Origin of the sequence: Methylobacterium aerolatum (assembly GCF_022179085.1) — a bacterium.
Lineage (GTDB): Bacteria > Pseudomonadota > Alphaproteobacteria > Rhizobiales > Beijerinckiaceae > Methylobacterium > Methylobacterium aerolatum.
Genome location: NZ_BPQE01000003.1, coordinates 1 through 14,794 on the forward strand (window position 1 = coordinate 1; position 14,794 = coordinate 14,794).

Below are 14,794 nucleotides of genomic sequence, written 5' to 3' on the forward strand. Positions count from 1 at the left end.
ATTGCTCAGGGGTGATCGCCACGCTCACATCCTCATCTCAAACGGGGATCGACCCGAGCCTTGTCACGACACGTCGAGGGGGGCGACCCCCTCGGGGCGCCCGTCGGCCGTCAGCGTGATCCTCTGGATCCGCGCCTCGGCCTGCTTCAGCAGCGCCTCGCAACGCCGCTTCAGCGCCTCGCCCCGTTCGTAAATCGTCACCGATTCGTCGAGCGCCACATCGCCGCGCTCCAGCTTGCGCACGATCTCCTCGAGCTGCTCCAGGGCCTTCTCGAAGGGCAGTGCGTCGATCGACGGATCGGTGTCGGCTTTGCTCGCTGTCATCCCATGCCACTCGTTGGTCTGGTTCTAAGGCGGGTTGCAAACCGCGGACAACCCGCACCTCGCGGTGTCGGTCGAATCCCGCTGCGCTTTTGCCGGTGACGGGCGCGTTTGCGCCACACCGGCCCCTCAGCGCAAGTCATGATGGCAAATCACCATGGCAAGGCACCATGCGCTTTGCGAGGCGGCTCATGCCAGGGCCAGGGTGAAGGGTACCCCCTCGAACGCCTCGGCGCCCCGTCCGATCGCCGCGATGGCGGCCACCATCCGGCCCGAGCGGCCGAGCAGCCCGTCGGCGATGGCGACGAGGCGCGGGTTCGGCGTCGCGGAGGGCGAGGCCGCGCGCAGGGCGGCGGCGATTTCCGCCTCGTCCCGCTCCGGCGCCAGAGCGCAGGCGGCGATGTAGGCGGCCGCTGGGGAGCGGCTGATCCCGGCATAGCAATGCATGACGAGAGGCTTGTCCCGGGGCCAGCCCCGCACGAAGGCGAGGAGGGCGGCGACATGCTCCTCCGCCGCCAGGACATGGCCGTCCATCGGTGCGGCGATATCGCTCACGCCGATCACGGCGTGGTTCTCCGGCGGCACGGAGGCAGGCCGCTCGACGGTGGTGCCGACGGTCGCCAGGGTGAGGACGTGGCGTGCGCCCGTCGCGGACACGGTGTCGGCGAGGCGGGAGAGCGGGCAGACGTGGAGGGTCGGCATCGGGGTGCCGTGCCCTGCGATCGTGTCCGATCGAGGGCCGACCGGGACGGTCGATCGCCGGGATCGAGGGCCGGGCGCCGCCGCTTCTGATGGCGGTCTGCGGCGTCCCGGCCACCGGGCCGGGCCCGGCTCCGGGTCAGGCGTTCACGGCCAGGGCGTGCGGGTTGCCGGCGAGGCCGGCGCAGAGGTCGTCGATCTCGGTGAGATCGAGGGCTTGGCCCGTATGGGCGGCGATGGTGTCGATCAGGTGATCCTGGCGGGGATCGAACGGATGACCCTGCATCCGGTAGAACTGGTAGTAGCGCAAGGCGGCGAGAACGGTGTCGCGTTCACGGTCGGTTACGGTGAAGTTCTGCATGGGTCTTCGCTTCCCCTTGTGGCTTCAACGAACGCCCGGACCGGACCGCGACGCCTCGGCCCAAGCTTGACCGTTGTAACGCGGATGCCGCGGGGCGGCCAGTTCTTGACAGATGCCGGGGATGTGATTCGCCTCGATTGGCATTTCGCGCCGCGCCGGGCCCCGGACGCGGGCGAGATCGCCTTAAGACTATAAGCCGCATCGCCGAGGGGGCGCGCCGCCGGGTTGACCCGGTCCCACGGGGCACGCGACGACGGGACGATGGCGACCTTCTTCACCGCCGACACGCATTTCGGCGACCCCCACGTGCTGCGCCACGGCCGGGCGCATCACGGCACGGTGGAGGCCCACGACGCCGCGCTGATCGCCGCCTGGAACGCCGTCGTGGGGCCGGAGGATACGGTCTGGCACCTCGGCGACTTCGCCGTGGAGGCGAGCCGCGAGCGCTGCGCCGCGATCTTCTCGCAGTTGCGCGGGGTGAAGCGGCTGGTGCGCGGCAACCACGATTCGAACCGCATCCTCGACCTGCCCTGGGCCGAGCCGCCGGTGGAGAGCGCGAGGCTCACCCTCGCGGACGCCACGGGCCGGAGCCGACGCCTGTTCCTGTCGCACTATGCCCACCGGGCCTGGCCCGGCCTGTGGCGCGAGACGCTCCACCTCTTCGGCCACAGCCACGGCTGGCTCCCCGACACGAGCCGCTCCTGCGACGTGGGCGTGGACGCCTGCGACGGGCGGCCGGTGGGGCTCGACGCGATCCTCACCCGGCTGGAGCGGGCCGAACTGGCGCCCGAGGAGTTGGCGCGGCACGGGATGCGGTGAGGGGCGTGACGCGCAGTGCAGTCATCCCAAAAAGTTTGCCATCCCACCCCCTTTTCGTGTAACGCCACGGCGCGCCCCCGAGACACCCTTGGAGGCAGGGGCGCGTCGGGTACGGGTGGGCCGTCCTTGTCGGGCGGCCTTTTCGCGTTCCGGCTCCAGCTATCTGAAGGATCACGCCCATGAGCGCTACCAAGTCGCTTGAGGCCGTGGCACGCGACCGGGTCGGCAAGGGGGCCGCCCGGGCCGTCCGTCGCCAGGGCCAGGTTCCCGCCGTCATCTACGGCGCGGGCCAGCCGCCGGTCTCCATCGCCATCGACCTCGTCCGCACCCGCACCCTGATCTACGCGGGCGGCTTCAAGACCACCCTGTTCGAGATCGCCGTGGGCGGCCGCAAGCTGCGCGCCATCCCGCGCGACTTCCAGCTCGATCCGGTGAGCGGCGTGCCGCTGCACGTGGACTTCCTGCGGGTCGTCTCGGGCCAGACCGTCACGGTCGAGGTGCCCGTGCGCTTCGTCAACGAGGACGAGGCCCCCGGCATCAAGCAGGGCGGCGGCACCCTCAACATCACCGCCCACACTCTCGAGCTCGAGGTCGCCCCCGACAAGATCCCCGAGGCGATCGAGGTGGACCTGACGGGCCTCGAGATCGGCGACGTGATCCACGTCTCCGACGTGAAGATCCCGGCCGGCACCTACACCGGCGAGGCGACCGACCCGGTGGCCAACGTCGTGCCGCCGACGGTGCTCGGCGCCGAGGTCGAGGCCGAGGAGGCCGCGATCGCCGAGGCGCAGTCCGCCGAGGCCGCCGAGGAGAAGGCCGAGGCCGAGGCCGCCGCCGAGGAAGAGAACAAGTCCGACGAGGAGAAGACCGAGGAGTAATCCTCCGGTCCCTCGTCGCCCACGGAAAAGCCCCGGCCTCGCGGCCGGGGCTTTTTTCGTGGCTCAGCCTCGCTCCGGCGTCAGGGATAGAGCCGCTGTCCGCGCCAGCCTTCGCCGTCGCGGACGAAGCGCACGCGGTCGTGCAGGCGGAATTCGCCGTTCTGCCAGAACTCGATCGCGGTCGGGACGATGCGGAAGCCGGTCCAGTTCGAGGGTCGCGGCACCGGCCCCTCGCCGAAGCGCTCGTCCAGCACCGCCACCTCGTCCATCAGCGTCTGGCGGTCGGCGAGCGGACGCGACTGCCGGCTGGCGATGGCGCCGAGGCGACTCTCCCGGCGGCGGCTCGCGAAGTAGGCGTCGGCCTCCTCGTCGCTCACCCGCTCCACCGGTCCCCGCGCCCGGATCTGGCGCCGCAGGCTCTTCCAGTGCAGCACGAGGGCGGCCTTCGGGTTGGCGGCCAGTTCCACGCCCTTGGCCGAGTCCACGTTGGTGTAGAACACGAAGCCGTTCGCATCGAAGCCCTTCAGCAGCACCATGCGCACGTCGGGCAGGCCGTCGGCATCGGCGGTGGCCAGCGCCATCGCGTTCGGATCTTCCGGTTCGGAGGCCTCCGCCTCCCGCATCCAGGCCGCGAAAAGCGCCACGGGATTCTCGGCGCGGGTGAAATCATCGCCCACAATTGAGTGGGCGCCACCGATCGTTAACTCGTTCAAGGGAACACTCCTGGCCTGTCACGTCCGGGGCCTGAGGGGGCAACGGCGCGTCCGTCGAACGGAAAGACCGCCGTGAGTCAGGGTGTGATGGTCTGATGGTCTCGATGAGCTGTAAAGAGTTCCGTTGCCTCGTCCCGGCGGGGTTCGGTCTGTGCCTGGGCGTCATCCTCACCGGATGCAGCCAGCCGTTGCTCCTCTTCCGGAGCACGCCGGAGCCGACTGCCGCCGCCGAACCCGCGACCACGGGTAGCATCGACGCGCGGCCCAAGACGTTCGGTCCCGATCTCAGCGGCGAGGATTGGCGGCGGGCGCAGGGCGCGCTGGTGCTCGCCCTCGATCCGCAGGGCAACGGGCGTCCGGTGAAGTGGGACAACCCGGAATCCGGTATGCACGGCTCGGTGAACCCCACCGGCCTGCCCTTCGTCGCCGACGACCAGATCTGCCGCAACTTCCTGGCCTCCGTCATCGGCACGGAGGGGAGCCGCTTCGTCCGCGGCACCGGTTGCAAGCCCTCGGGCGGCGACTGGACGCTGAAGCGCGTCCACACCGCCGCCGCACCGAAGGGCACGACCGAGAAAGAGACGAAGGAGGCCGCGGCCTCGAAAGTCCCACAGGGCACGAAGGGCGCCAAAGAGGACGAGTGACGTCCTCTTCCCGTGTCCGTCGTGACAGGGATGTGACCCCTCTGCCGCCGCCCCGGGTGCCGCGCTCGCCTGCGGCGCCCCGGAACGACGATGACCGGCACCGACGTCCCCTCAACCAGCGGCGAGGGGGCGCCGTGTCTCAGTACGGGTAGCCGTAATAGGGCCGCATCCGCAGGCGCGGCTGCCGGGCCGGCTCGGGCTGGACGCGCGGCGGGGCCTCGTAGCCGTAGGCTTGCCCGGGGGCGTAGGTCCGCAGATACGGATCGAGGGCGGGATCGCGGTAATTGCCGTTGTTGACCCCGGCCGACCGGTCGTTCCCGTTCAGCGAGGAATAGGGCGAGAGGCCGCTGCCGGAATTGCCGCCGCCGCCGCCACCGAAGGCCAGGGCGGCCCCGGGCAGGAGGGCGAGGAGGCTGGCCCCGAGGACGAGGCCGATGGGCTTGCCGGTCATGATGATCTCCGGTGAGAACGGAACTTGGCCATTCAACGGGTGGGCCGAAGGCAGGGTTCCTTGGGGTGAGGGGTTCCGGGGAGTGACCGCAGGCCGCCGCTCACGACCTGCGGAGGCGGCGGATCGCGGTCACCGCCCCGTAGCTTTTGGCAAGGATGCGGGCGCGGGCCTGGGCCAGGGGCTCGACGGCCACCGCCATGTGGTGGCCGTTGGCGTGGATCAGATGCGTGCCGTCGAGCATCATCCCCACATGGCCGCGCCAGAACACGAGGTCGCCCCGCCGCAGGCCCTCCGCGCCGTCGGGCGACACCGCATCGAGGCCGGCCTCCTGCTGGTCCGCGTCGCGGGGGCACGGAATGCCCGCGAGGTGCAGGCAGAGCTGCACCAGCCCCGAGCAGTCGAGGCCGAGGCTCGTCCGCCCGCCCCAGAGGTAGGGGGTGCCGACGAGGCGTTCGGCGGTGCCCGCGACATCCGCCTCGGTGAAGCCGGTGTCCCGGCAATGCTCGGTGAAGACGAAGCCCGCCGCCGTTTCGAGGTACTCCCCCACGACGCCCAGCGCCGTCGGCCGCGCGCCCAGGCTGAGGTGGCCCAGCGGCGGGCGCTTCAGGTCCGGCTCGGGATAGAGGAACGTCCGCAGGGCCGTGACGACATGGGTCGGCGCCGTGTCGGCCGGGGCGAGGCTCCCCTCGGGCAGGAAGCCGACATAGCCGTCCCGCGCGAGCTGCACGAAGGCGTGGCCGTCGATCGTGTCGTAGAAGGTCACGGCATCGCCGAGCAGCACCTCGGTGTCGATGCCGGATTGGGGGGAAGGCTCCCGGCGCAGGGGGGCCGAGGCCACGCCGACCCGCCGTTCCCGGCCCTCCACATAACGCTCCGCCTGCACGGTCCCGCGCAGGCGGCTGTCGGCGAGGGCGGCGCGAGCGGGGGTGAGTCGCGGATCGCGGGAATCGGTCATGGGGCCGAGGATAGGCCCGGACACCTTTCCAGAAAACGCCGGCCGGCTCCCGAGTGGGTCGCCGACGGGCCGGGAGCGGGCGGCGGCGGCACGGATTCTGCGGCACGGTGACGCGAACCGGTCGACCCTCGGGAAAGGCAGGCCCTGCGCGGGCTGCATCATCACCTTCGTTTGATGCACTGCACAACCCGTGCGGAGCGCGCTATGTTCTCCGCATGAAGACTGCGAGTCGTCCCGTGAAGAAGACACAGAAGAGCTTCGCCGACCTACCGCCGATCCGCGTCCGCCGCGAGCCGCCGACCGTCGTGGAGGCCGTGGCCGCCGCCCAGGATCTGGCCGACGACCTGGAACAACAGGTGGAGATCGCCGCCGGTCTCATCGGCCTGCCCGCCGACGAGGTGCGCCCGCACGTGGTGGCGGCCCAGCGGGCCAAGCCGGAGCGGGCGCCCGAGCGGATCCTGAGCCACGCGAGCCCGACCCGGGCCCCGCGCACGGTCATCGTGGAGCGCCGCACCCGTCCGACCGTCGTGGTGGAGCGCCGGAGCCGCCCGCTCACGCCGCACCGCTGACGGATTCGCGTTCCGCCCGGACAGGCGCCCTGTTGCCCTGCGCGACCTCATCCTGAGTGTCCGGCCGGAAAGGTCGTTGCCCCCTCCGTCTTTGCGAGCGGAGCGAAGCAATCCAGGGATGCGCCACGGTCGGAATCGGCCTGCTGCCCCGGATTGCTTCGCTCCGCTCGCAAAGACGAAGAGGGCTTCATGGGCCTCCAGGACCTTCTCGGCCAGTTTCTCAAGGACGAGGGGGGCGGGCGACCGTCCGGCCAGACCCTCAGGATGAGGACGAGTTTGGGAGAACCGCCGCCTTCCCCGCCACACCCTGAGGAAGTCCCAGGGGCTTCGTCCCCCGGCCCCCCCCCGAAGTGACGATCCCTGTGGGGATCCTGGATCAATCCGCCGTGGTGCGGCTCGCCCAGGTGGCGTGCCGGATGCCGGGGGCCCTCTCCAGCTCGGCGGTGACCGCATCGAGCTCGTGCGCCTCGACGGCGCTCGCGGTCAGTGTGGCGATGACGTCCACGGCCTCGTCGCCGCGTTCCTCGATCTCGATGGCGCTCACGGGATAGTTCGCCGCCTCCAGCCGCTCAATCAGCAGGTCCTGGGCCGGGCCGCTGGCGCCGGGCGCCGTCGTGACCTGGACCTCGTAGGTCGCCTCCGTCTCCGATTCGCGGATGGGCAGGCGGTCGATCAGCTTCACGAGGGGGCGCAGCGCCGTGTTGCAGGCCAGCACCGTCGCGGTGACGAACAGCGCCTCCAGCGGCATGTCGGCTCCCGCGAAGGCGCCCACCGCCGCCGAGCACCAGAGGGTGGCGGCCGTGTTGAGGCCGCGCACGTTCATGCCCTCCTTCATGATCACGCCGGCGCCGAGGAAGCCGATGCCGGAGATCACGTAGGCGACGGTGCGGGTGCCCCCCTCGGCTCCCGTGAGCCGCATCCCGAGATCGACGAAGGCCGAGGCGCCCACCGACACGAGCACGGCGGTACGCAGGCCTGCGGTGCGCTGGCGGTACTGCCGCTCGGCGCCGATGAGCGTCGCGAGGCAGAACGCGACGACGAGGCCGAGGGCGGATTTGGCCGGTTCCGGCAGGCCGGCATAGGTATCGGCGAAGGTCATGACGTCACGGAAGGTTGGGTTCGGCAGGAGGTCTTTGCGCCGCCGCTGATCGGCCAAGCTTGTGGAGGAAACGTGACACGATGCCGGACATCCGGCGAAGCGCACAGGATTGACGGCCCTCCGGCCGACGGGCACACCCGACCGTGTCCGAGGACCACGCGACAAAGCGGGGCCCGGCGACGAGGAGACGTGCAGGATGCCGCAAGCGACCGCCCTGTCGGGACTGCGTCTTTCATGAGCGATGCCGCGTTGGTCGATCGCTCACCCCCCGGCGGCTCCGCGGTCGACGCCGCCGGCCTGCACGGCCGGGTGCTCGCCCTGCGGGACGGGCTGGAAACCGGCCTCATCGGGGCGTCGAGCCTCGTGGAGCGGCTCCTCATCGGCCTCCTGACCGGCGGCCACCTGCTGATCGAGGGCGCGCCCGGCCTCGCCAAGACCCGCGCGGTGAAGCGTCTCGCGGAGGGGCTCGACGGCTCCTTCGCCCGCATCCAGTGCACCCCCGACCTAATGCCCGCGGACCTCACCGGCACCACCGTCTGGCGCCAGGACGGCGGCCATTTCGAGTTCCTGCCGGGGCCGCTCTTCCACGCCCTGGTCCTGGTGGACGAGGTGAACCGCGCGCCGCCGAAGGTGCAGTCGGCGCTCCTCGAATCCATGGCCGAGGGGCAGGTGACGGTCTCGGGCGAGACCCACCGCCTGCCCGATCCGTTCATGGTGGTGGCCACCCAGAACCCGATCGAGCATGCGGGCACCTTTCCCCTGCCGGAGGCGCAGCTCGACCGCTTTCTGCTCCACGTCTACGTCGACATGCCCGACGCGGCCTCCGAGCGGGCGATCCTCGACCTCGTGGAAGGGGAGATGACCCACAGGATCGCGCCGATGCCGACCCGGCTGACCATGGCCGAGGTCCGGGCCGCCCGCGAGGCGGCGCTCGCCACCTACGTCTCGCCGGCCCTGAAGGACTACCTCGTGCGCCTCGTGGCGGCCACGCGCACCGACGAGGCGGCGCCGGACCTGCGCGGCGCCATCGAGCACCCGGCCTCGCCGCGCGGCACCCTCGCCCTGATGATGGCGGGCAAGGCGCGGGCGTGGCTGCGGGGCCGGGACCACGTGACGCCCGAGGACATCACCGAACTCGCCCGCGACGCCCTCTCCCACCGGATCGGCCTGACCTGGCGGGCCTCCGCCGAGGGCAAGACCGCCCGTGGCCTGATCGACGACCTCGTGCGCCGGGTGAAGGCGTTGTGAGTGTGGGGCAGGACAGTCGGAGGTTGTCCGCGAGTCGCCCTCATCGACGGTCCTGGCGGCTCATGAGGCCCGCGGCGTCCTTGCGAGCGCAGCGAAGCAATCCAGGGCAGCGGGCCGTTTCCGACCATGGCGTGTCCCTGGCTTGCTTCGCTGCGCTCGCAAGGACGGGGGGGGCCCGTGATCTGTCCAGCCGGACTCTGAGGAGGAGGATCGCGTGATCCACCTCTCCGGCGAGGCGCTGATGGGCCTGCGCCACCTCGCCCGGCGGGGGGCCGCCCCGGCGACCCGGACGCTCGCAGGCCTGCCCGGCGGCATCGTCACGAAACGCCGGGGCCGGGGCTCGGAGCCGGAGGACGTGCGGCCCTGGAGCGAGGGCGACGACCGCCGCCACATCGACCGCAACGCCACCGCCCGCACCGGACAGTTGCACGTGCGCACCCACCACGACGAGCGCGACCGCGCCGTGGTGCTGCTCGCCGACTTCCGCCCCTCGATGCTGTTCGGCACCCGCCGAACCCTACGCTCGGTGGCGGCCGCAGAGGCCCTGGCCCTGCTCGGCTGGCGGATCGTCGCCGATGGCGGGCGGGTCGGCCTCGCCGTGGCGACGGTGGACGAGCCCGTGGTGCTGCGCCCCGCCGGGGGCGAGCGGGCCATGGCCTCCGTCACGGGGGCCCTGGCGCTCGCCCACGCGGGCGCCCTGGAAAAGGCCGGCGAGGCCGACCCTCCCCTGGAGCCCCTGCTCGGCATCGCCGCGAGCCTCCTACCCTCGGGCGGCCACTTGGTGATCGCCAGCGCGCTCGATGCGCCGGGGCCGGATTTCGAGCGCCTGCTCGGCCTCGTGGCCGAGCGGGTCTCGGTGCGCCTCGTGCTCGTGAGCGACGCCTTCGAGCGCGCCAAGCGGCCGGGCTTCTTTCCCTTCGCCCTTTCCGACGGACGGCGCGGCTCCCTGCGCGCCGACGGGGCCGGAGCCCGGGCCCTCGACGCCCGCCTGTCCGATTACGCCGCCCGGGGCATCGCGGGCCTGCGCCTCGACGTGGAGGCCGGACCGGAGACCTACGCCCCATTGATGGAGCGGCTCGATGCGGTGTTGTGAGCCGAGGACTCTCCGACCCCCAGGATCGCTGGAGGGTGACGTCACGCTTCGATTGCGCTCCCTCCCCCCTCTGCGGGGGAGGGTGGCCCCCGAAGGGGGTCGGGAGAGGGGAGCGACGGTGCAGGATGAGGCACGCCGAGCGACACCTTCGGAACCGCCGCTCCCCTCTCCCCCCCTGCTGCGCAGGGTACCCTCCCCCGCAGAGGGGGGAGGGAGAACCCGAACCCATATCGGGGGAGGCGAACGATGACCCCCGCCGACGCCCCCGCGACCCTCGACCAATTGCGCGGACTGCACCTGCCCGGCGGGGCGGCCGGTCCCGTGGACGAGGGGATTGTCCTCGCCCTCGTCCTGGGCTTCGGGGCCGCCCTGCTCGTCGGGCTCGGCCGCTTCGTCCTGGCCCGGACCCGCGCGAGCGTCCGCCGGGCGGCGCTCGCCGACCTCGCCGGGAGCCGGACCCTGCCGGGACCGGAGCGGGTTCTGGCTCAGGCCCGCCTGCTGCGGCGCCTCGTGCGCACTCTCCAAGGGGACGACGCCGCCTCCGCGCAGGGCGCCGCCTGGGCCGGGCGCCTGGATTCGACCCTGCGGACGGACTTCTTCACCGCCGGGGCGGGACGGGTGCTGGCCGACGGCCTCTACCGGCGGGAGACGCCCGACCCGGTCGTCCTCGACGCAGAACTGTCCCGGTTGATCGGGAGGCTGCGCGCATGAGCGCCTCCGTCCTCGGCCTCCTGCCCGGCTCCCTCGCGGCCTTCGTCACGGGCTTCGACCTCGCCCTCCCCTGGCTGTGGCTCCTCCTGCCCCTGCCTTGGCTCGCCGCCCGGCTCCTGCCCCGGGAGCGGATGGAGGGCGGCGCCCTGCGCGTGCCCGGCACCCTCGTGACCAGCACGGGCACCGGCGGCGCCGTGGCCGGGCGCGGACGCCGCCGGGCCGTCCTGCTCTGGGGACTGTGGATCGGCCTCGTCGCGGCGTTGAGCGGGCCCCGCGTGATCCTGCCCGGCCACGCCCTCCCCGCCTCGGGCCGGGAGATCATGATCGCCATGGACCTCTCCGGCTCCATGGAGCGGCGGGACTTCGCCCTCGACGGCGAGACGGTGAGCCGGCTGGCGGCAGTCAAGCGCGTCGGCGCGGACTTCATCCGCCGCCGGGCGGGGGACCGGATCGGCCTCGTGATCTTCGCCGACCAAGCCTATGCCGCCGCCGGGCTGACCTTCGACACCGCCTCCGTCGCCCGCGCCCTGGAGGAGGCGACGATCGGCATCACCGGCCGCTCCACCGGAATCGGCGACGGCCTCGGCCTCGCCCTGCGGCGCCTCGACCCGAGGGATGCCCGTGGCGACAGCTCCTCGCCCGAGGGCAGGCCCGCCGCCACCAGGGCGGTGGTGCTGCTCTCCGACGGCGCCAACAACGCGGGCCAGACCACGCCGAAGGACGTCGCGGACCTCGCCAGGGAAATCGGCGTGAAGGTCTACACCATCGCGCTCGGCCCCCGGGACCTCGCCGACGCCAACGGCGAGCAGGACGTGGTCGACACCGAGACCCTGCGCGCCATGGCCGAGACCAGCGGCGGGCGCTTCTTCCGGGTGAAGACCACGGACGACCTCGTCGCCGTGGCGAACGCCATCGATTCCCTCGTCGGCGGGCAGGCCGACGCGCCGCCCCTGCCGCTGCGCCGGGACCTGTGGATCTGGCCGGGCGCCCTGGCGCTGGCCTTCGCCGTCGCCCTGCTGGCGGGGAGGACCTCGGCATGACGCTCGCGGGCCTCACCCTCCTGCGGCCCTGGTGGCTCGCGGCGCTTCCCGCCGTCGTCCTGCTGGCGCTCTATGCCGTGCGCCGGGCCGCGCCGCTGGGCGATTGGGGCCGGGAGATCGATCCGGCCCTGATGGCCTACCTGACCCGTACCGGCTCCGTGCTTGGGGGGCGGCGGGGCGCGAACCTCGCGGCGGGGCTCTGTGCGGGCGCCATCGTGCTGGGCCTCGCGGGCCCCGCGATCGAGCGGCGGGACACGGGCAGCTTCCGCAACCTCGACGAGACGGTCCTCGTCGTCGATCTCTCCCGCTCCGTGGCGGAGGGCGGCAACCTCCAGGGGGTGCGCGAGACCGCCGCCGCCGTCGCCGAGGCGGCGGGCACGCGGCCCGTCGCCCTCGTCGTCTACGCGGGCGACGCGTACCTCGCCGTCTCGCCCACCACCGACCGGGATAGCCTCGGCACCACCCTCTTCGCCCTCACCGCCGACACCGTCCCCGACCGGGGCAGCCACCCGGAGCGCGCCCTCGCGCTGGCCTCGCGGACGCTGGCCGAGGCGGGGGTGATCGCCGCCGACGTGGTGCTCGTCAGCGACGGCGACGGGATCGGCGAGGCGGCCATGCGGGAGGCGGCCGCGATCAAGGCACGGGGCTGGCGGCTCGCCACCGTGTTCGTGCCCGCCAAGGCGCAGGTTCCCGGCGCGCCACCGCCGGACAGGACCGCCCTCTCCCGGCTTGCCTCCGTCGGTGGCGGCGTGAGCGCCGACATCGCCACGCCGGGCCCGGTGCTCGAGACGGTGGCCGCGCCCACGGCCCAGCACCTCGCGGAGGGCGGCTACGGGGTGGTGGCCTTCGCCGACCTCGGCCGCTGGCTGCTCCTGCTCGCGGCCCTCCCTGCCCTCCTCCTGTTCCGCCGGAGCGCCTGATGCCGAGCGGCCTCGCCTCGCCCCCCGCCGTCGCCCTGCCCCGGTCCTGGCGCCGCCCGGCCCGGATCACGGGCCTCGCGCTGCTGGCCGCGGGGATCCTGACGCTGGCCGCCCTGTCCCAGCCCCGCACCGGCCTCGGCCGCCTGCTCATAGCCGTCCACCTGCCGGGCCTCGCCGTGCCGGTCTTCGACGATCCCGCCTGGCGGGCCGCCGCCCTGTACGAGGCGGGACGGCCGGAGGAGGCCGCCGCCCTGTTCCGGTCGGGCGGGCGGCGGGCCAGCTACAACCTCGGCAACGCGCTCGCCCGCGCGGGCGACCTGACGGGAGCCATCGACGCCTACGACGAGGCCCTGCGCTACAACCCCCGCGATGCGGACGCGCAGGCGAACCGGTCGCTGATCGCGCGGATGATCCAGGAGGCGATCGACCGCGGGCCCGGCGGTGGCATCGCCAATGGCACCGCCCAGTACGGCGCCCGCTACAACAAGAGCGCCCACCAGGACCCGAACGACGACATCAACGCGAGTTCGAGCGGCGAGGGCTTGGCCGGCAACAAGGAGGCGAGCAGCAGCGCCTCGCTGCCGGGCAACAGCGTCGTTTCCCGGCGGGGCCGCGCGGAGCAGGCGGCGATCGATTCCGCCGCCGGCAAGGCCCGGGGCTCGGCGGGCGACGCGGCCGGACGCGGGCGCTCCGGCACCGGCCCCGCCATGGTGGCCGAGGCGCCCGAGCGCGAGGCGCGACGGGTCACGAAGAGCTTCGAGGCCCACGAGATCCGACCGGACCGCCTCTGGCTCCAGACCCTGCCCGACGACCCCGGCCGCTACCTCGCCCTCCGCCTGAAGGCCGAACACACCCGGCGCGTCGAGGCTGGCACCGCCATGCCCGCGGGAAGCAACCCATGGTGATTCTTTTGGGGTTCTCGCGATCTCGCAAGGATGGAGCGGGTCGATCGACGGGGTGGCGCCTTGCCCTCGCCTTACTGTTGCTCGCCCCCCTGTCGTGGCCCGCGCCCGCCCGCGCCGAGGTGGAGCCCGGCGACCTGACCCTGACCGTGACGCCGGAGTTGAACGGAGGCGCCAACCCCTACGCCCGGGAGATGGTGCTGCTGCGGATCCACGGGGTCTACCGCCAGCCGATCCTGCTGGAGGAGGTGATCCAGCCGCCGCTCGCCAACTTCACCTGGACGCAGCTCGGCCGCGACCATTGGAGCAAGACGCGGCTGCCCGACGGGCAGACCGCCATCGCCTTCGACCGCACGGTGGCGGTCTTCCCCCATCACGCGGGCGACTTCACCCTCGAACCCTTCATCCACCGGCTCACCATCAACGACGTCGGGGCGCGCAAGGTGGTGGACGTGCGCTCGGCGCCGGTGCCCATCACCGTCGCCCCCTGGACCGCGCCGACCGGCGGACCCGACGCCCCCGAGCCCTGGTGGCTCCCCGCCCGCGACGTGAGCATCGCCGATTCCTGGAGCCAGGACCCGGAGACGGTGAAGATCGGCGAGACCGTCCGGCGGACGGTGGTCCTGGAGGCCCAGGGCGTGGTGGCCGAAGGGCTTCCGCCCCGCCCCGTGATGCGCACCCGGGGCATTATCACCTTCGCCGGTCCCGTGACCCGGGAGACCATCATCACGCCCTCGGGCCCCGTCGCCCGCGCCACCTACGTCTGGGACGTGCGCCCCGGCGTGCCGGAGGTGATCCCCCTCGACGCCATCGCGATCCCCTGGTTCGACACGGTGTCCCGCACGCAGCGCGAGGCGGAGATCCCCGCCCGCCAGATCGGCGGGGGCCTGCCCGACCGGGAGACCGGCGGCGGGGGCACGGCGGTGCGCTCCTCGCTGCTGGCCGCTGCGGCCGGAACGATGGCCTTCGGCCTCGGTCTGGCCCTCCTCGGCTTCCGGCGCGACCGGACCTCCCTGCGCCTGCCCAAGGCCCAACGGCGCGCGCTCCGCGACGCCGCGCGGGCCCACGACCCGGCCGGTTTCCGCGCCGCCGTCTCCGAGGGCGAGCGGGCCAACCCGGAACTCGGCCGCCGCTGGCGGCAGGAGCCGGCGACCGCCGCCGCCCTCGCTTCCCTCGACCGGGCGGTCTACGCGAAGGACGGCGGCGACGCGCCCGACCTCGCCGCCCTCGCCAGGGTCCTCGCCCGCAGCCGGCCCGCGCCGGTCGCTGCCTCGGCGGGGCGCCTGAAGCCCCTCGACGGGCCGGCCTGAGCCGCTCCTCGTCGCTTCGTGATGGGGGGCGGGGGAACGCGCCGCCCCGTCGCGCCTTGGG

At 73.0% G+C, this 14,794-nt stretch carries 18 protein-coding genes; 11 read left to right on the forward strand and 7 right to left on the reverse strand.

Going from position 1 to position 14,794, the window contains the following annotated elements:
* Positions 1-63: 63 nt before the first annotated feature.
* The 3 genes from MFF06_RS01815 to MFF06_RS01825 all read right to left on the reverse strand — a co-directional run bounded on the left by MFF06_RS01815 (position 64) and on the right by MFF06_RS01825 (position 1,381).
* On the reverse strand, positions 64-324 hold the full coding sequence (locus tag MFF06_RS01815) for an exodeoxyribonuclease VII small subunit (protein WP_238201302.1): 261 nt from the start codon (positions 322-324) through the stop codon (positions 64-66).
* A gap of 186 nt (positions 325-510) precedes the next feature.
* Entirely contained in the window at positions 511-1,023 is a 513-nt protein-coding gene (locus tag MFF06_RS01820; protein ID WP_238201303.1) for a tyrosine phosphatase family protein, read from the reverse strand.
* Between the two features lie 136 nt (positions 1,024-1,159).
* Positions 1,160-1,381, reverse strand: a complete 222-nt coding sequence (locus tag MFF06_RS01825) for a hypothetical protein (protein WP_238201304.1) — start codon at positions 1,379-1,381, stop codon at positions 1,160-1,162.
* A 261-nt stretch (positions 1,382-1,642) separates the two neighbouring features.
* On the opposite strand from MFF06_RS01825, the gene MFF06_RS01830 reads away from it, so the two are divergent.
* Together MFF06_RS01830 and MFF06_RS01835 are read left to right on the forward strand one after the other, a co-directional pair.
* On the forward strand, positions 1,643-2,200 hold the full coding sequence (locus MFF06_RS01830) for a metallophosphoesterase (RefSeq protein ID WP_238201305.1): 558 nt from the start codon (positions 1,643-1,645) through the stop codon (positions 2,198-2,200).
* Between the two features lie 179 nt (positions 2,201-2,379).
* Positions 2,380-3,078 carry a 50S ribosomal protein L25/general stress protein Ctc gene (locus MFF06_RS01835; protein ID WP_238201306.1) on the forward strand — a complete coding sequence of 233 codons (699 nt, stop codon included), beginning with the start codon at positions 2,380-2,382 and terminating at the stop codon, positions 3,076-3,078.
* Positions 3,079-3,158: 80 nt separating this feature from the next.
* Here the strand turns inward: MFF06_RS01835 and pdxH are convergent, their stop codons facing one another.
* Entirely contained in the window at positions 3,159-3,758 is a 600-nt protein-coding gene (gene pdxH, locus MFF06_RS01840) for a pyridoxamine 5'-phosphate oxidase (RefSeq protein WP_370876760.1), read from the reverse strand.
* 137 nt (positions 3,759-3,895) lie between these two features.
* Between pdxH and MFF06_RS01845 the strand changes: the two genes are divergently transcribed.
* A complete protein-coding gene (locus tag MFF06_RS01845) occupies positions 3,896-4,435 on the forward strand; it encodes an RT0821/Lpp0805 family surface protein (RefSeq protein ID WP_238201307.1) in 540 nt (179 codons plus the stop codon).
* A 139-nt stretch (positions 4,436-4,574) separates the two neighbouring features.
* On the opposite strand, the gene MFF06_RS01850 is transcribed toward MFF06_RS01845, so the two are convergent.
* Entirely contained in the window at positions 4,575-4,886 is a 312-nt protein-coding gene (locus MFF06_RS01850; protein WP_238201308.1) for a hypothetical protein, read from the reverse strand.
* Positions 4,887-4,986: 100 nt separating this feature from the next.
* A complete protein-coding gene (locus MFF06_RS01855; RefSeq protein ID WP_238201309.1) occupies positions 4,987-5,841 on the reverse strand; it encodes a C40 family peptidase in 855 nt (284 codons plus the stop codon).
* Positions 5,842-6,077: 236 nt separating this feature from the next.
* On the opposite strand from MFF06_RS01855, the gene MFF06_RS01860 reads away from it, so the two are divergent.
* Positions 6,078-6,410, forward strand: coding sequence for a hypothetical protein (locus MFF06_RS01860; RefSeq protein ID WP_370876756.1), 333 nt, complete (start codon positions 6,078-6,080; stop codon positions 6,408-6,410).
* 376 nt (positions 6,411-6,786) lie between these two features.
* On the opposite strand, the gene MFF06_RS01865 is transcribed toward MFF06_RS01860, so the two are convergent.
* Positions 6,787-7,509: an MgtC/SapB family protein gene (locus MFF06_RS01865; protein WP_238201311.1), complete on the reverse strand. Its 723-nt coding sequence runs from the start codon at positions 7,507-7,509 to the stop codon at positions 6,787-6,789.
* Positions 7,510-7,743: 234 nt separating this feature from the next.
* On the opposite strand from MFF06_RS01865, the gene MFF06_RS01870 reads away from it, so the two are divergent.
* The 7 genes from MFF06_RS01870 (at position 7,744) to MFF06_RS01900 (ending at position 14,733) form a co-directional block, all read left to right on the forward strand.
* Positions 7,744-8,757: an AAA family ATPase gene (locus MFF06_RS01870; protein WP_238201312.1), complete on the forward strand. Its 1,014-nt coding sequence runs from the start codon at positions 7,744-7,746 to the stop codon at positions 8,755-8,757.
* Between the two features lie 241 nt (positions 8,758-8,998).
* On the forward strand, positions 8,999-9,850 hold the full coding sequence (locus tag MFF06_RS01875) for a DUF58 domain-containing protein (RefSeq protein ID WP_238201419.1): 852 nt from the start codon (positions 8,999-9,001) through the stop codon (positions 9,848-9,850).
* Positions 9,851-10,096: 246 nt separating this feature from the next.
* The gene (locus tag MFF06_RS01880; protein WP_238201313.1) at positions 10,097-10,561 is read left to right on the forward strand and encodes a DUF4381 family protein; all 465 of its coding nucleotides are present in this window, start codon (positions 10,097-10,099) and stop codon (positions 10,559-10,561) included.
* Positions 10,562-10,581: 20 nt separating this feature from the next.
* Positions 10,582-11,601, forward strand: coding sequence for a VWA domain-containing protein (locus tag MFF06_RS01885; protein ID WP_370876761.1), 1,020 nt, complete (start codon positions 10,582-10,584; stop codon positions 11,599-11,601).
* Positions 11,598-12,521 carry a vWA domain-containing protein gene (locus MFF06_RS01890; RefSeq protein ID WP_238201315.1) on the forward strand — a complete coding sequence of 308 codons (924 nt, stop codon included), beginning with the start codon at positions 11,598-11,600 and terminating at the stop codon, positions 12,519-12,521. The genes MFF06_RS01885 and MFF06_RS01890 overlap by 4 nt, the downstream gene beginning before the upstream one ends.
* Complete coding sequence (locus MFF06_RS01895) at positions 12,521-13,426, forward strand: tetratricopeptide repeat protein (protein WP_238201316.1); 906 nt, start codon at positions 12,521-12,523, stop codon at positions 13,424-13,426. The genes MFF06_RS01890 and MFF06_RS01895 overlap by 1 nt, the downstream gene beginning before the upstream one ends.
* On the forward strand, positions 13,420-14,733 hold the full coding sequence (locus tag MFF06_RS01900; protein WP_306421641.1) for a hypothetical protein: 1,314 nt from the start codon (positions 13,420-13,422) through the stop codon (positions 14,731-14,733). The genes MFF06_RS01895 and MFF06_RS01900 overlap by 7 nt, the downstream gene beginning before the upstream one ends.
* Positions 14,734-14,794: the final 61 nt, after the last annotated feature.

What these genes read in the sequence shown, in the direction of transcription:
- MFF06_RS01815 (WP_238201302.1), bottom strand. Translation starts at nt 324, where the DNA reads ATGACAGCGAGCAAAGCCGACACCGATCCGTCGATCGACGCACTGCCC.
- MFF06_RS01820 (WP_238201303.1), bottom strand. Translation starts at nt 1,023, where the DNA reads ATGCCGACCCTCCACGTCTGCCCGCTCTCCCGCCTCGCCGACACCGTG.
- MFF06_RS01825 (WP_238201304.1), bottom strand. Translation starts at nt 1,381, where the DNA reads ATGCAGAACTTCACCGTAACCGACCGTGAACGCGACACCGTTCTCGCC.
- MFF06_RS01830 (WP_238201305.1), top strand. Translation starts at nt 1,643, where the DNA reads ATGGCGACCTTCTTCACCGCCGACACGCATTTCGGCGACCCCCACGTG.
- MFF06_RS01835 (WP_238201306.1), top strand. Translation starts at nt 2,380, where the DNA reads ATGAGCGCTACCAAGTCGCTTGAGGCCGTGGCACGCGACCGGGTCGGC.
- MFF06_RS01845 (WP_238201307.1), top strand. Translation starts at nt 3,896, where the DNA reads ATGAGCTGTAAAGAGTTCCGTTGCCTCGTCCCGGCGGGGTTCGGTCTG.
- MFF06_RS01850 (WP_238201308.1), bottom strand. Translation starts at nt 4,886, where the DNA reads ATGACCGGCAAGCCCATCGGCCTCGTCCTCGGGGCCAGCCTCCTCGCC.
- MFF06_RS01855 (WP_238201309.1), bottom strand. Translation starts at nt 5,841, where the DNA reads ATGACCGATTCCCGCGATCCGCGACTCACCCCCGCTCGCGCCGCCCTC.
- MFF06_RS01865 (WP_238201311.1), bottom strand. Translation starts at nt 7,509, where the DNA reads ATGACCTTCGCCGATACCTATGCCGGCCTGCCGGAACCGGCCAAATCC.
- MFF06_RS01870 (WP_238201312.1), top strand. Translation starts at nt 7,744, where the DNA reads ATGAGCGATGCCGCGTTGGTCGATCGCTCACCCCCCGGCGGCTCCGCG.
- MFF06_RS01875 (WP_238201419.1), top strand. Translation starts at nt 8,999, where the DNA reads ATGGGCCTGCGCCACCTCGCCCGGCGGGGGGCCGCCCCGGCGACCCGG.
- MFF06_RS01880 (WP_238201313.1), top strand. Translation starts at nt 10,097, where the DNA reads ATGACCCCCGCCGACGCCCCCGCGACCCTCGACCAATTGCGCGGACTG.
- MFF06_RS01890 (WP_238201315.1), top strand. Translation starts at nt 11,598, where the DNA reads ATGACGCTCGCGGGCCTCACCCTCCTGCGGCCCTGGTGGCTCGCGGCG.
- MFF06_RS01895 (WP_238201316.1), top strand. Translation starts at nt 12,521, where the DNA reads ATGCCGAGCGGCCTCGCCTCGCCCCCCGCCGTCGCCCTGCCCCGGTCC.
- MFF06_RS01900 (WP_306421641.1), top strand. Translation starts at nt 13,420, where the DNA reads ATGGTGATTCTTTTGGGGTTCTCGCGATCTCGCAAGGATGGAGCGGGT.